This window comes from Pseudomonas sp. NPDC089530 (assembly GCF_050280705.1).
Taxonomy (GTDB): Bacteria; Pseudomonadota; Gammaproteobacteria; order Pseudomonadales; family Pseudomonadaceae; genus Aquipseudomonas.
On record NZ_JBNNVU010000115.1, the window covers coordinates 1 to 15,601 of the forward strand.

The window sequence follows — 15,601 nt, forward strand, 5'->3', positions numbered from 1 at the left end:
GAACACCACACCGTGCACGCCGACCGCAAGGTCGAGGCCCGCGCCAGCGACCATCTGACCGTCGGCGCCAACCAGCACATCAAGATCGGCACCGGGCAGTTCATCGAGGCCGGGCAGGAAATCCACTTCGACAGCGGGCTGAAAATCGTCCTCGAGGCCGGCAGCGAACTGACCCTCAAGGGTGGTGGCAGCTTTATCAAGCTCGATGCCGGCGGCGTGACCCTCAGCGGGCCGGTGGTAAACGTAAATTCCGGTGGCGCGCCAGGTAGCGGCAGCGGAGCAGCGCCGTTGCTGCCAGGGCTGTTGCAACAGGCAGATACGGACAAAGCCGGGCAATTGCTGGTGCCGGCCCTGCGCCAGGCCCTGCAACGGGCAGCCACAACGGCTCAACCGGTCTGTGAGATATGCCAAAAACTGGGGGCCACCCAATGAGCCGCAACGCCTCGCGTTATTTGCTTCTGGATGGGGCAAAGATCGAAAACCTGCCGAACCGCCTGTACAGCCTGGATGACAGCCCGACGCTCGAATGGCTCTATCACGCAACGCCCTATCAAGCCTTGTTCGACGTCGGGCCTGCTCTGGTCTCCTTGCGCGCCAACAGCCCTCTGGAGCAAGCCTTCACCGAGCACTGGCAACACGACGCCGGATTGACGATTGAAAGCGATGCGCCCTTGCAACAACTGGCTGAGCATCTGCGCAGCCTGATCCACGTACGGGTGACCGGTAATGCCTCTTTACTGTTTCGCTACTACGACCCACGTGTCATGCGTCACTGGCTGCCCGCCCTGGGTTCAGCCGAAAAAGACCGCATGATGGGCCCGGTCAGCCGCGTGCGTCTGCCGGCCAGGGACGGACTGGGCGAGCAGTGGATCGTTCGCGAGCACGACCTGCAAAGCGCCCAGCAATACGCCGAGCGCCCGTGGCTGTATCTGGATGAGCAGCAGTTGCAGCAGCTTAACCAGGGCCAGCTGGAAGCCTTCGATCAACAACTGCTGGAACACGTGCGCACCTACTTCCCCGACTGCCTGGCCCAACGCTCGACAGTCGAACAGCAAGAATGGGCGGTATTGTGCCGCGAAGGCGCAGCCCGCCACGGCTATTCGGCGCCCAACGAGGTTTCGCGCTGGGCGGCCCTGATCGCAGAACACGGCACGGCGTTTCCACAGGCGCCCGAACACCAGGCCTATCGCGAGATTCTCCAACAGCCAACGCTCAACGCCCCGCAACGCCTGGATGCCTTGCTGGTAGAGCTGCATCGCCATTGGCTACTGACGGACCAGGAGTCCTTTTCATGACCACCCGCCAGCCCGACAAAAACCGCAACCTGGCTGCCGCTGATCAGGCCGCACAGTGTCAGTTCGGCAACGAAGACTTGTCGAGTCCGGTGACCACCTGCCCGGCCCGCCAACCGCAAGTCTTCGTTGTTCCCTGTCGCTATGCCATGGCCGAGCAGGCCGCCGAACACAGTGACTTCAAGCCTTCCAGCCCGACCCAAAGCCACCCCATGGCGTTGCGCCGCCTGCGTGCGGGTTACGTTTACCTGTGGCATGCCGAAGGACCGCTCAAACGTTATGCCGTGGCGGCCGATGGCTTGTTGCTCGAACAGCCCCTGGCACAACCTCATGCCGCCATCACGGCCGGCGAAAAGGCCGGCATTGCCTTGGACAAGGACACCGATGCCTGGATGCTCTACAGCGAAGTGCCCTTGAGCAACGACGCCTGTGAACGCTTGAAGAACAAAGCAGAGCGGCGCAAGCGCATGCGCCAGATAGGCCTCACCGAGGTCGCCAAGCGCCTGTCGGCCAAACACTGCCCACCGCTCGACAAAGCCCAGGCGCTGGTGGCCGAACTCATGCCCAAGGTGCGTGAAAAAACCCTGGCACATGACTATCAGCAAAACGGCGCGACCTACCGTGAAGGTCTGAAAGAACAGGGCAAGGTGGTGCACGACGCCCCCACCCAGGACAACGTCAAGGCCTACGCCGCCAGCTCACAGTGGCTGCACGAACGTGAACAGGCGGCCGCCGCACAACCGCCAGGAGAGCCCCTGGTCGAGCCCGGAACCTGGAGCGCCAGCCCTTGGGAGCTGGCCCCTACCCAGGCCTGGCTGGACGCCGCCAAGAACCAGTCGGCGCCGCTCTACGCCGTGCTCGCCGCACTTGACGATGATCTGGGCGTATTGCGCGACATCGACCACGAACAGAACAAGGTCGAGGCGGAGCACGAAGAGTGGGTCGCCGACAACAGTCTGCGCCAGACCATCGGCAGCTTTATCCGCAGCATGGTCACCGAAGACGGCGCAGAAGTGGCCAACCTGCTCAACTACCGCTATCGCGAGCACAACCTACAGCTGACACCGGAACAGGGCGGCACCCTGATCGACAGCCAGAAGCAGCTCAATACCCTGCTGGCCGAAGAAACCCGCATCAATCAGCAACGCGGCCGACAGTACGGGCATGCCCAGGCAGACTCGATGCTGACCCAGGTTCGCGCCCGTGAAGAGGCAGTACTGAGCAAGGTGCGCAGCTTTATCCCGACTGAACTGCATCACGAGGCGCAACAGGTGGTGCGTGAGTATCGCCAGGAAAAAGTCAGCAACCTGGAGGGTGGACGCGGCGCCACCAAGGTCGGGCAGTACATCGACCTGGCCAGCATGGACCACTGGCTGGACCAGGAAGCACCGCAGCACTTCAAGCAGGTGGAGACACGCCACCGCCTGCTGTACGCGGACCGTAAAACCTACCTGCCGCGCAACGAGAGCGGCACCTGGTTCGTCGACCAGGGCAGCGAAGATCACCTCAAATGGCTGGAAAGCCTGACCGTCGCCTGCCTCAGTGCCCAGTGCAGCCGCAGCGAGGGGGCCACACAGTTCGCCGACTACGTGCGCAGCGACAACCCGGGGCTGCTGCGCCTAGTGTTCCAGGCCTGGAGCCCGAGCCTGGAAGCGGCGGTCAACAACGCCTCGCGCCTCAATGAACTGGTGACGGCCCTGGGCATGGAAAACCTCGCGGACGCTCGCGCCGCTGCGGCCAAGACCCTGGACGCCGACACCCTGCGCAACATCGAACGGCTGGCCGGCAACCTCGAAGGGGCGTGGGCCGCGACCGTGACTCGCCTCGGCGCGTCCCTGATCCAGACACGCAACGGCACCGCCCTGGCCATGGGACTGTTTCTGGTCATCCGCCTGGGCGAAGACACCCGTCTGCTGCGCAGTGTGGAGAACGGCCTGGAAGTCTGGCGCCTGGTCGGCCAGAAAGCCGAAGCCCTCAGCCAGTGGGCGCGCAATACCGCCCAGGCCATCAGCCTCGGGCGCGTCAACGGCATTGTCAACGCCCCGTCGGTCAAGGCCTCGGGCGGCCTGCTGCCGCTGGCGGCGCTGGTGGTCAACGTGCTCAATGCCGGCACCTATGCCGGGCAGGCAGCCGCGCTGGAAGGGGCGGATGCGCAGCGGCAGGCGGACAGCCTGTCGGCGTACCTGTATGCCGGGGCGGCGTTGGGGGCGGTGATTCAGAATTGGATGATTTTGGGGAAGGGTCTGCAGGAGTTGACTCTGGCGAAAGGTCACTACTCCTTTACTGCTCCGACGTTGACGCTGTTTGGGGGGATTGTGGGTGGCATATCAGGATTTGCTGCGCTCAACGAATGGAACTCATTGAATATCCAGATCGAGAGTGCCCAAGGAAATATCGATCCCTGGCTAAAACTTAAGCAAGTGGCAGTGACCGGTCAGGTGGCAGTGTACTTCGCTCAAGGCCTGCTTGGCCTGAGCCTGACCGGCATGCGGCTGGCCAACACCATCAGCACACCCGTAGCCATTCGCCGATTCCGCCTGGGCATGGGGCCGCTTAACCTGCTGCTGCTGGGGCTCGGCGGTCTGTACCTGTTCGCCTGGTTTCGCCAGGCCAGCCCGTTGCAGAATTACCTGGCCAACTGCTGTTGGTCCCATCGCAGAGCAAGCGCTAACCAAACAATCGCACCGCAAGCACAACTGGACGAAATCAACGAACTGCTGGTGCTGCTCTACCAGCCACGTCTGGCGATGGACACCAAGGAAGTGCGCATCAGGGGTTCGCTGGGTGACACTATTACCCAGGACGGCATCAGCCAACTGACCATCGACTTGCCCGGCGCAGCTCCCGGCGCCGCACAAATCGACCTGGCCATGAGTGGCAACCTGACCCCTGTCTCGGCCGGTTTCGGCACCGGCACCCGGGGTACTCCGACCGACCTCGGCGCCACCTGGCTGAATGCCAGCCAGTGCAGCTGGATCCCTGCCGATGCCGGCCAGGGGCTGCGCCTGAGTGGCAACTTCCCTCGGCCCCTCACCCGCCTGTCATTGCGCCTGTGTTACCTCAGCCCTGTCGCGCTGCTGGCCGGTGTCGGTGCTACCATCGGCGGCGCCAAGGGCCTGGCCTATACCCTGTCGCCCAATGGCGGGCTGCTAAGCCCGGATGGCGAGATCATCACCCTGCGCCCTGGCGAACCAACCCCCGAGCTGGATCGGGCCAGCGTTCACCGCCTGGGCCCACAACAGAACGCCAGCTATTTGAAACCCAAGGATCAGGCATGACTTCAGCCACGCCCGGCAGCCGCAAAGGGCTGCTCTCGCGAGAGGACTATCTGGCGCCGCCAGCCATACCGACAGGGCAAACGCCCAAGGATGTGCTCAACACCATCTGGCGCAAGAACGAGGTGTTTCTCGATATTGGCTCCTACAGCATCGGCTCCTTTGTCATGGTGCTTTGGCCGGTGGTACTGCTTTGTCTGCTCATGATCTATGTCGATCGAAATGCTGAAAAGCTTTTGAGTACCGTCGTTATGTCCTTGGTTCTGGTCGGTATCCCGATATTGATCCTTTTACATAGCCTGACTAAACCTGTGCCCCCCCCTGTCCGCTTCAACCGTCAACGCCGTGAAGTGTGCGTGCCGTTCAAAGATGGCCGTTACTGGATCGTGCCCTGGGAACAGGTCACGGCCCAAGCCATTGCCATATCGTCCGTGGGCCAGCACGGCAAAACCACTCAAGGCTTGTTAGTGGTGGGCTTTCGGAATCCCGATCCCGACGCACCTGAGAAGGAGCGCGACTTCAGCCTGAGTTTCAGCTGCGGTGGCGGTGAGACGGCCATGAGTCTTTGGGAATGTATGCGCAGCTATATGGAAGTAGGGCCTGACGCGGTCCCAAAATGTAATTTTGAAGGGGAAAGCACGGGTAAAGGACTACTAGGCTGGACATTCAGCATCCTCTCTGACGCACTGAAATCACTGCTCAAGGGCGATTTCAAAGCAGCATTCAAGGACATTTTCTTTACTGTTTTTCTCGGTGCGCCTTTGGGCTTCTATCTCCAAGAACGCAAGCTTATCCCGCCCCCGGACCTGACCGCCCCCGCCATTGTCGAATGGTCCAAGCCCCTGCCGCCCGAGCAATGGGCTCAACGTTCTGCCGAGCTGGAACAGGCCATCCGCCTGCGAGAGGCCGAGCTGGAGAAAGAGGCACACGTCGCATGACCGCTAAGGTTCAGGCATGACTTCAGCCACGCCCGGCAGCCGCAAGGGACTGCTCTCGCGAGAGGACTATCTGGCGCCCCCTGCCATTCCGACAGGGCAAACGCCCAAGGATGTGCTCAATACCATCTGGCGCAAGAACGAGGTGTTTCTCGATATTGGTTCTTACAGTATCGGCTCAGCAGTGATGGTCATCTGGCCATCGCTGTTGGTGGCGATACTGATCTTATGGAACACGGGAGGTTTTGGAGGGCGAAACCTGGGGCTGACGATCATGTTCGCTTTCATGCTAGGCATCCCCATTCTTATTATTCTCCATAGCTTGACCAAGCCCGCTCCTCCTCCTGTTCGTTTCAACCGCCAACGCCGTGAGGTATGCGTGCCATTCAAAGATGGCCGTTACTGGATCGTGCCCTGGGAGCAGGTCACGGCCCAGGCGGTGGCATTGGACTCAGTGGGCCAGCACGGCAAAACCACCCAAGGTTTATTGGTGGTGGGCTTTCACAATCCCGATCCAAATGCACCTGAGATAGAGCGCGACTTCAGCCTGAGTTTCAGCTGCGGAGGAGGGGAAACGGCGATGAGTCTTTGGGAATGCATGCGCAGCTATATGGAAATTGGGGCAGATGCTGTTCCGGATAGTCGGTTGGGCCGTAAGCCTTATGCCGAAACGCAGATCGGCTCCATTGTGACCAGCCTGTTCAAGGGCGACATTCTCGACGTGTTGCATGGGCTGTTTTTCATTGTGTTCCTAGGTACTTACTTGGCCGAAAAACTGCAGAACTGGAAACTCGCGCCACCGCCAGAACTGATCGATCCCGCCATCGTCGAATGGTCAAAACCCCTACCTCCCGAGCAATGGGCGCAACGTTCTGCCGAACTGGAACAAGCCATCCGCCTGCGAGAAGCCGAGCTGGAGAAAGAGGCACAAGCCGCATGACCGCTAAGGTTCAGGCATGACTTCAGCCACGCCCGGCAGCCGCAAGGGACTGCTCTCGCGAGAGGACTGTCTGGCGCCGCCAGCCATTCCGACAGGGCAAACGCCCAAGGATGTGCTCAATACCATCTGGCGCAAAAACGAGGTGTTTCTCGATATTGGCTCCTACAGCATCGGCTCCTTTGTCATGGTTATGTGGACTCCCCTACTACTCATTCTTTGGTTTATGCCGCCTCTGGATGGAGGGTCGTTCGATGCAGGCTATTGGTATCTGTTCATGTGTTTTGGCGGTTTTCCAATACTAATGCTCATTTACATTTTGAGCCGCCCTGTACCTCTCCCTGTTCGCTTCAACCGCCAACGCCGTGAAGTGTGCGTGCCGTTCAAAGATGGCCGCTATTGGATCGTGCCCTGGGAGCAAGTCACTGCCCAAGCCATAGCCATGCACTCAGTGGGCCAGCACGGTAAGACCACTCAAGGCTTGTTGGTGGTGGGCTTTAACAATCCCGATCCGAATGCACCAGAGACAGAGCGCGACTTCAGCTTGAGCTTCAGCTGCGGCGGTGGTGAAACGGCCATGAGTCTGTGGGAATGCATGCGCAGCTATATGGAAATCGGGGCAGATGCTGTTCCAGATAGCCGGTTGGGCCGTAGGCCTTACGCCGAAACGCAGATCGGCTCCATTGTGACCAGCCTGTTCAAGGGCGACATTCTCGACGTGTTGCATGGGCTGTTTTTCATTGTGTTCCTAGGTACTTACTTGGCCGAAAAACTGCAGAACTGGAAACTCGCGCCACCGCCAGAACTGACCGATCCCGCCATCGTCGAATGGTCAAAACCCCTACCTCCCGAGCAATGGGCTCAACGTTCTGCCGAACTGGAACAAGCCATCCGCCTGCGAGAAGCCGAGCTGGAGAAAGAGGCACAAATCGCATGACCGCTAAGGTTCAGGCATGACTTCAGCCACACCCGGCAGCCGCAAGGGACTGCTCTCGCAAGATGACTATCTGGCGCCCCCGGCCATCCCGACAGGGCAAACGCCCAAGGATGTGCTCAATACCATCTGGCGCAAAAACGAGGTGTTTCACGATATAGCCAAGCCGCCTCCGGGCGTAAGCCGTGATGCTTGCGCCCGAAACCGGTTTTGCTTTTAGCGCTCTATGCGCCACTGCAACGCATCCAGCGCATCGCAGCCGTCCTGCAACAACAGATGAGCCGCATTGACGATGTGTTGCAGGTCCTGGTCGTTTACGCCTTTGAGGCTCAGGCAGTTCAAGCTGTGCATCAGGTCGCGGGTGGCTTTGACGCGCTGCACGGCACAACCGTGCAAGTCGGCCACAGGGGCCTTGGGATTGAGGTAAAGCACCGGGGTGGAGGTGAGATTGCTTTGCAGCGGGATGAATTCAGTCATAGGTCTAGCTCCTTGGCCGGTCGAGAAACAGGTTAAACCGCAATTCCATCTTTCTGTGCACGACCGTAAGTGAGAAAAGACAACTCCGTCTACGGAGATATCTGTAGGTCCGTGAACAGTTTCAACCGGCTAAGATCGGCCACCGATGCGTCGGCGACAGCCCGGACTATGGAGCCTGAAACCCGCCCCAGCAACCGGCAAACTGTTGCCACTCCCTACAACCGAAATCTCTGCTAACACCCCAGCCCCCGTGTAGCCGCTGCCGAGCCATAGCGAGGCTGCGATCGACCTGGGCGGCATTCCGACGAAGCGGGCGCAAAGGCGGATACCCCATTCCTCCCGACAGACTGCGTCGCCAGGTTTGGCGAGGACTGCGTCCTCGTTCGCAGCCTCGCGGGCTCGGCAGCGGCTACAGGATCAGCGCCGACCGGTAGGTCGCGTTCGGCTTTTGATCTGGCTTTTGATCTACCCGCCCCTTCGGCAGGCCGAGTGAGTGATCCGCCGTAAGGGCGGAACCGTAAGTCGCCGTTACCGCAGCAATGGATATGTACACCGTCCAAAAAATGCAGCGCCAGCACCACCGCCATCGCGGGCAAGCCTCGCTCCTACAAGTAGCTGAGCACCGAAAAACCGTGGCTACCGCAATCCCGCCGCCACCAACATTTCCTCCAACCCCAACAAGTCCGGAATCTTCGCCACCTGCTCCCCCACCTGCACCGCCGCTTTCTCCAGCGGCGCCAACGGCACATCGACATAACTCAACTGGCTGTCGAGCCGACAGGAGCGCGGAATACCCTGGATCACCAGGGCGATAAACTTCAACTCAGGCCGACCGCCCAGGGCATTGAGCACCACGATGCGCGCCCGTTCGCCGATGACGATGGGCTGGCCACAGGCGGCTTCGAAGCTGATCAACGGCAACTGACGATCGCGCCAGGCCACCGGGCGCAGGTACCAAGGCGGCGCATCGCTGGCCGGCTCGCCGCGCTGGTAGTCGATCAATTCGGCCACCGCGACGTTGGGCAGGATCAGCGTGCGGTCGGCCAAGGGCAGCAGCAATCCGGTGAGGAAGCTGGCGCGGTAGTCATGCATGGGGTCTGCTCCACTGGGCGATGCTCTCCAGCAGCACCGACTCCTGGTAAGGCTTGCCGAGGTAATCGTTGACCCCGATGGCCATCGCCCGGTCGCGGTGTTTCTGCCCGGTACGCGAGGTGATCATGATGATCGGCAGCTGCCGCAGGCGCGGGTCGGCGCGCACCTGCTGCGCCACCTCGAAGCCGTCCATGCGCGGCATTTCGATGTCCAGCAACATCAGGTCCGGGGTGTGCTCCTGCAGCAGCGCCATGGCGTCGACCCCGTCCTTGGCGGTCAGCACGTTCATGCCGTGGCGCTCCAGCAGGCGGCTGGTGACTTTGCGCACCGTCACCGAATCGTCCACCACCAGCACCAGCCTCGGCCGCAGCGGCTCGGCCTCCACCGGCGCTTCGTCGCCGACCGCCGCCCGCGGCAGCGGCAGGCGGGTTTGCAGGGCGCGGATATGCGCCAGCAGGTCGAGAATCAGCACCACCCGGCCATCGCCGAGAATGGTCGCGCCGGACAGCCCCTGCACCGCCGCGAACTGCGGCCCCAGGCTCTTGACCACGATTTCCCGGGTGCCGGCCATGGCATCCACCTGCACCGCGATCCGGTGTTCGTTGTAATGCACCAGCAGCACCGGCAGCGGCAGGCTCTGCCCCAACAGCTTCGGCCGGGGCACGGTATGCACTAGCTCGCCGAGGTAGCACAGCTGGTAACGCTGGCCGGCGTATTCGTAGTGAGGTGGATCGAGCTGGTAGTGGCTTTCCAGTTCGTGGGGCAGGACCCGGACGATGCCTTCGATGGTGTTCAGCGGGATCGCGTACTGCTCGTCCTGGCACTGCACCATCAGCGCCCGGTTGACCGACACGGTGAACGGCAGGCGAATACGGAAATGCACGCCCTGCCCCGGGATCGAGTCGATGGTCATCGAACCGCCGAGCTGGCGCACTTCTTCATGGACCACGTCCATGCCCACCCCGCGCCCGGAAATCTGGGTGATCTTCTCCGCCGTGGAAAACCCCGGCTGCATGATGAATTGCAGTACGTCGCGGTCGCTGATCTCGACGTTGGGGTCGAGCAGGCCGCGCTTGATCGCCTTGCGTCGCACCGCGTCCAGCGGCACGCCGGCGCCGTCGTCGCGCATGTCGAAGACGATATCGCCGCCTTCGTGGGACAGGTCCAGGGTGATCCGCCCCTGCGCCGGCTTGCCCGCGGCGCGGCGCACCTCGGCGGACTCCAGGCCATGGTCGACGGCATTGCGCAGCATGTGCTCCAGGGGCGCGACCATGCGCTCCAACACGTTGCGGTCCATCTCGCCCTCGGCGTTGCCGACGCTGAACGCCACGTCCTTGCCCAGCTCCTCGGCCACCTGGCGGACGATGCGCTTGAGACGTGGCACCAGGCGCTCGAACGGCACCATGCGCGTGCGCATCAGGCCTTCCTGCAGCTCGGTGTTGACCCGCCCCTGCTGCTGCAACAGGTTTTCCGCGTCCTGGTTGCGCCGATCCAGGGTCTCCTTGAGGTCGAGCAGGTCGGACGCCGACTCGAACAGGGCCCGCGACAGCTGCTGCAACTGCGAATGGCGGTCCATCTCCAGCGGGTCGAACTCCTCGTAGCCCAGGCGCTCGGCCTCGACCTGCTGGCGGCTGAGAATCCGCCCCTGGGTCTCGGTGTCCAGGCGCCGCAACTGGTCGCGGATACGCTCGATGGTGGTCTCCATTTCGTTCAGGGCCACCCGCGCATCGTTGACCTGCTGCTCGATGCGCCCACGGAAGATCGAGGTCTCCCCCGCCAGGTTGACCAGGTCGTCGAGCAACTCGGCCGAGACCTTGACCATATCCCCGGCCACCGCGGCTTCGGCTGGCGCCACTGGCGGTTCGGGCTTGGCCGCCGCCGTGAGGTCGGGCAGCGCCAGGGGCGGCGTGACAGCCTGGGCCGGGTGGGTGAAACCGCGAATCGCCTCGATCAGGCTGTCGGCCGACTTGATCGGCTGTTCGGCCCGGGCGGCGTCGAGCATCTGCGCCAGCCGATCATGGCTTTTCTGCAACAGGCCGAACAGTGCCGGCGTCGCCTGCAACAGGCCGCTGGACAGGCCTTCGTAGAGAAATTCCAGTTCATGGGCCAGGTCGCCGATGGGCGCGATCTCCACCATGCGCGCGCCGCCCTTGAGGGTGTGCAGGTCGCGCAGCAGGGTTTCCACTTCCTGGCGGCTGGTCGGCTCGGCCTGCCAGCGGCTCAGGGCCGCCCCCGAACTGTCGAGGATGTCGAAGCCTTCTTCGAGGAAGATCTCCAGCAGCTCCGGGTCGTGCGCCGCCGAATCGTCGGCCACTGCGGCCTCGGGTACTTCGGCGGTGACCCCGCTGCGCTGGCGAAAGCCGCGGATCGCTTCGATCAGCGCCTTGGGATCGCTCAGCGCCTGCTGCGCCTGCAACTGCTGCAGCAGCAGCGCCAGCTGGGCATGGCTGCGCCGCAGCAGATCGGCCAGGGCCTCACCATGCTGATAACGGCGGTCCACCAGGCCTTCGTAGAGGTTTTCCAGCTCCTGGGCCAGGTCGCCCACCGGCCCGACTTCGGCCATCCGCGCGCCGCCCTTGAGGGTGTGCAGGTCGCGCTGCAGGGACGACAGCGGCGCGCCGTTGTCCGGATCGGCCAGCCAGCGTTCCAGCGCTTGCCCGGCGCTGTCGAGGATATCCACCGCCTCTTCGAGGAAGATCGCCACGATTTCAGCGTCCGGGCCCTCCACCTCGATCTGCGCCTCCCGCTCCAGCTCGGCGGTGGCACCGGTCAGCTCGGTGATGCTCAGGGTGCGGCTGCCGTCGCTGCGGATCAGGCCCATGGCCGCCGGGTCGAGGCCTTCCTCCAGCAACTGGCGCAAGGCGCGGATCAGCGCCGGTTGCGGGCTGACTTCCTGCCCGGCGGCCAGTTCGTCGAGCATGTTGATCAGGGCTTCGTGGGCCTTTTCCGCCTCATGGAAAAACCGCTCGCCGACCACCAGGCTGCTTTCTTCCACGGCGCCGTACAGGTCCAGCAGCGCCTCGCACAGCTCGTCCATCGGCTGCAGGTCCGCCAGGTGCGCGCCTTCGCCGAGGGTGGTCAGCTCATCCAGCAGGTCGCTGAGTTCCTGGCGTTCGCCGGGGTGCTGCCGCCAGCGGCGCAAGAGGTTTTCGGCATCCAGCAGGATGTCCATGCCCTGGCCCAGGAAGTTGCTGATCAATTGCGCATCGCGCTTGACCCGCAGCCCGGTGTTGGGGGTGTTGTGCAGCGTTTCCAGGCGCTCCGCGGCCAGCGCCCGGACCCGCTCGATCAACTCGCCCGCGCCCTCGATGGGCGTCAGCGGATTGTTGCCCAGCTGGCGCAGGCCGCGACGGAACAGGCCCTCGGCGGCCTGCAGCAGCTCGATTTCGTCCAGGTCCAGGGCCATCAGGTGCGCGCGGTATTCCCGGGCCAGCAAGTCCAGGGGCGCCGCCAGCTCGGCGATCGGCAGCACGCCGGCCATATGGGCGCTGCCCTTGAGGGTGTGCAGGGCGCGCTGCAATTCGTCGCTGGCCTGCAGGGGCAACTGCTCGGCGGCCTGGTCGAGAAAGCGGTTGATGCTCTCCAGGTGGGTTTCGGCTTCGTTGCGAAAGATCTCCAGCAACTGCGGATCGAGCCCGCCGTCCTGGCCCTGGCCCGCTGGCAGCGCGGTGTCGCCCTTGGCCAGGGCGTGCGCCCGGGCCGCCAGGCGGTCGACATCGTCGCGCTGGCGCTGGGCCTGGGCGGCGAACTCGGCGACCAGTTCCGGCAGCAGTTGCAGCACCTCGTCGAGCAGTTGCCGCACCTCGGGGCCAGGCTCCACGCTGTGCTCCAGCACGCGGTTGAGCAGGTTTTCCATGGCCCAGGCCAGTTCGCCCAGTACCAGCGCGCGCACCATCCGCCCGCTGCCCTTGAGGGTATGAAAAGCCCGGCGCACTTCGCCCAGGGCCTTGCCATGGGGGTCGGCGGCCCAGCGCGGCAGATACTCGCGCAACACGTCGAGCACTTCATCGGTTTCTTCGAGGAACACCTCGCGCAGTTCGTCGTCCACCGGTGCTTCGTCGCCCGGCGGCGGCAACAGGCTGCCCGGTGTATCCAGCGCCGGCGGGTTGAGGACCGAGACCGGGCTGGCCAGCACCTCGGCCAGGGACTGCGCCACTTCCGGGCTGTCCAGTTCCTGCAGGTCCTGCATCACCAGGGCTTCGCTGGGGCTGAGCACATCGCTGAGCAGCGGCACCTGTTCGGCCGGCGCCTGCTCGTCCGGGGCCTGCTCTTGCGGCGCATAGCCCAGGGCAGCCAGGCCCCGCTCGGCCACGTCGAGGATCTTTTCCCCCGGCGCCTGGTGATCGTCGCTCAGACGCTCCAGGTAGTACTCGATGCTGGTGATCACGTCGGCCAGGTTGTCCAACTGCTGCCAGCCGGGCTGGCGCGGGTCCGCCAGCAGGTGTTCGCGCACGAAACCGATGCAGGCCTGCAGCAGGCCCGCCGCCCGGCCCAGGGGGATCATCTCCAGGGCGCCGCGGACCTGGGTCAACAGCTCCGGCAGCGCCTGCAAGCGTTCACGGTCCCAGCCGGCGTCGATGCAGTCGATGATCAGGTCCTTGGCCTGCTGCAGGCAGATCCACGCCTCCTTGATCACCAGTTGGTGGATCTGGGTCAGGTCGGTGGTGGGCAGGCGGCTGTCCTCGCGGCTCTCGGGCTCGGCCGGGCCGACCATGCCGGCCAGGGTCGCCTCGACGTACAGCAGGGCCCCGGCCACGTCCATCAGCACCGCGTCATTCGGTTCGCGCTGGCCCTGGGCCAGGCTCAGCACCACAGCCAGTTGGTCGATGATGACCTTGCGCGGCTGGCCGAAACCCAGCACCGCCAGGGTGTCGGCGATCTGCCGCAGGGGCGCCAGCAGGCTGTCCAGGTCCGAGGCGTGCTGGCGGTCGCTGCGCACGAACAGGTCCAGGCGCTCCTTGACCCGCACCAATTCCTCGCACAGGGCCGCCAGCACCGAGCGCATGGCGTCGCGGTCCGGGCCGACCATGCGAGCCCGCTCCTGGTCGACCAGCGCGTTGTCGGGCACAGCGTCATCGAGTCCGTAGGCGTCTTTCATGGTCTGCATCTGTGCGGTGGGATAACGGGCTTTGGCGATGTAGAACAGCAGGCTTTTCAGCAGTTCGTCGGGGGCCGGCTGGTTGATCCCGGCAATACCCTGTTCATAGAGGCGCTTGAGTTCGCGGTCGGCATCCTTGAGCAGGCTGCGCACCGCCGGGCTGTTGGCGATCGCCCCACTGCCCATGCCTTCCACCAGGGCCAGGGCGATCTGCCACAACGGCCCCAACGGGGCGTTCTGGCACAACAGCTGGAGACGCTCGAAGACCTTGGACATGTAGCCCAGGCTGGCTTTCACATCCTGTTCGCGCAGCAGGTCGACCAGCGCGGTCTGCAGCATGTGCCGCAACTTGCGCAGCAGGATGGTCAGGTCGGGGGGCGCCAGGCGGTTCAGCGTCGCTTCGTCCAGCGCCGGCAGGTCCGGCAGTTGCGGGCTGAACAGGCTGGTTTCGGTCAGCAGGCTTTCGCCCCGGGCGCTGCGCAGGTCGTTGAGCAGCGGCAGTACCACCAGCGGCAGGTCGCGGCGGGCGCCCTGTACCCGGTCGAGGTAGGGCGGCAACTGGCTGATGGCTTGGCGCAGCAGGTAGATCGCCTCGTCGCGCTGGGCCACGCGGGACTCGCGCAGGGCCAGGGCCAGGGCTTCCATCTCTTCGGCGAACAGCGCCGCGCCATAGAACTCGACCATCTGCAGGCTGCCGTGGACCTGATGGATGCAATCCAGGCACTGGTCGAGGGCGGCCACCGCCTGCGGCTCGTCGACCAGACGATCGAGCGCCTGGTGGGCCTGCTTCAGCGTTTCGGCAATTTCGCCCTTGACCCACTCCAGGGCCACATAGTCGCGCCGATCACCCATAACCATTCCCATCAAAGTCGTGCTCCGGCCTCAGCGGTTGTCCCGCGGCGTCTGCTCGCGACTGGCCGGCAAGGTGAACCCGGACACCGAGCGCCGCAGTTGGCTGGCCATTTTCGCCAGGTTGCCGATGCTTTCGGCCGTCGCGGTCGAGCCGGACGAAGTCTGTGAAGTAATCTGCTGGATCACGTTCATCGTCAAGGATATCTGCCCGGCCGAGGTGGTCTGCTGCTGGGCGGCGTTGGAAATGCTCTGGATCAGCGCCGCCAGGGTCTTGGAAACGCCTTCGATTTCTTCCAGGGCCACCCCGGCATCCTGCGCCAGCCGGGCGCCGCGCACCACTTCCGAGGTGGTCTGTTCCATGGAGATCACCGCCTCGTTGGTGTCGGTCTGGATCGCCCGCACCAGGGTCTCGATCTGCCGGGTCGCCGCCGAGGAACGCTCCGCCAGGCGCTGCACCTCGTCGGCCACCACCGCGAAGCCACGGCCGGCATCCCCAGCCATGGAGGCCTGGATCGCCGCGTTGAGCGCCAGGATGTTGGTCTGGTCGGCAATGTCATCGATCAGGCTGACAATGTCGCCAATTTCCTGGGAGGACTCGCCCAGGCGCTTGATGCGCTTGGCGGCCCATGGCCACACCGACCACGCCGGCCTTGAGCGCCAGGGAATCGTTGATCCCGTCGCCCACCACCATCGGCCGGAAACCCTTGTC

The 15,601-nt window shown here is 63.8% G+C and carries 8 protein-coding genes and 3 pseudogenes; 6 read left to right on the forward strand and 5 right to left on the reverse strand.

All coding sequences use genetic code 11. From position 1 onward, the window contains the following. The 6 genes and pseudogenes from ACQKQA_RS27050 to ACQKQA_RS27075 all read left to right on the forward strand — a co-directional run. Positions 1 to 432 (forward strand): annotated as a pseudogene (locus tag ACQKQA_RS27050) (type VI secretion system tip protein VgrG); the annotation flags it as partial. Next, on the forward strand, positions 429 to 1,295 hold the full coding sequence (locus ACQKQA_RS27055) for a DUF4123 domain-containing protein (RefSeq protein ID WP_427564211.1): 867 nt from the start codon (positions 429 to 431) through the stop codon (positions 1,293 to 1,295). The pseudogene ACQKQA_RS27050 and the gene ACQKQA_RS27055, both read left to right, overlap by 4 nt. Beyond that, a complete protein-coding gene (locus tag ACQKQA_RS27060) occupies positions 1,292 to 4,570 on the forward strand; it encodes a toxin VasX (RefSeq protein ID WP_427564213.1) in 3,279 nt (1,092 codons plus the stop codon). Before ACQKQA_RS27055 ends, ACQKQA_RS27060 begins: the two co-directional genes overlap by 4 nt. Then, positions 4,567 to 5,505 (forward strand): DUF6708 domain-containing protein, encoded by a 939-nt coding sequence (locus ACQKQA_RS27065; RefSeq protein WP_427564215.1) that lies wholly within the window; start codon positions 4,567 to 4,569, stop codon positions 5,503 to 5,505. Before ACQKQA_RS27060 ends, ACQKQA_RS27065 begins: the two co-directional genes overlap by 4 nt. A 16-nt stretch (positions 5,506 to 5,521) precedes the next feature. After that, positions 5,522 to 6,442: a DUF6708 domain-containing protein gene (locus tag ACQKQA_RS27070; protein ID WP_427564217.1), complete on the forward strand. Its 921-nt coding sequence runs from the start codon at positions 5,522 to 5,524 to the stop codon at positions 6,440 to 6,442. A gap of 16 nt (positions 6,443 to 6,458) precedes the next feature. After that, positions 6,459 to 7,376 carry a DUF6708 domain-containing protein gene (locus ACQKQA_RS27075; protein ID WP_427564219.1) on the forward strand — a complete coding sequence of 306 codons (918 nt, stop codon included), beginning with the start codon at positions 6,459 to 6,461 and terminating at the stop codon, positions 7,374 to 7,376. A gap of 213 nt (positions 7,377 to 7,589) precedes the next feature. Here ACQKQA_RS27075 and ACQKQA_RS27080 read toward each other — a convergent pair whose 3' ends face one another. The 5 genes and pseudogenes from ACQKQA_RS27080 to ACQKQA_RS27100 all read right to left on the reverse strand — a co-directional run. Then, positions 7,590 to 7,850: a hypothetical protein gene (locus ACQKQA_RS27080; RefSeq protein ID WP_427564220.1), complete on the reverse strand. Its 261-nt coding sequence runs from the start codon at positions 7,848 to 7,850 to the stop codon at positions 7,590 to 7,592. A 636-nt stretch (positions 7,851 to 8,486) separates the two neighbouring features. Further along, positions 8,487 to 8,942 (reverse strand): chemotaxis protein CheW, encoded by a 456-nt coding sequence (locus ACQKQA_RS27085; RefSeq protein ID WP_427564222.1) that lies wholly within the window; start codon positions 8,940 to 8,942, stop codon positions 8,487 to 8,489. Continuing rightward, positions 8,935 to 14,892: an Hpt domain-containing protein gene (locus ACQKQA_RS27090; RefSeq protein WP_427564224.1), complete on the reverse strand. Its 5,958-nt coding sequence runs from the start codon at positions 14,890 to 14,892 to the stop codon at positions 8,935 to 8,937. The genes ACQKQA_RS27085 and ACQKQA_RS27090 overlap by 8 nt, the downstream gene beginning before the upstream one ends. Before the next feature lie 30 nt (positions 14,893 to 14,922). Further along, positions 14,923 to 15,513: pseudogene (locus ACQKQA_RS27095) on the reverse strand (methyl-accepting chemotaxis protein); the annotation flags it as partial. 1 nt (position 15,514) lies between these two features. Beyond that, positions 15,515 to 15,601: pseudogene (locus tag ACQKQA_RS27100) on the reverse strand (hypothetical protein); the annotation flags it as partial.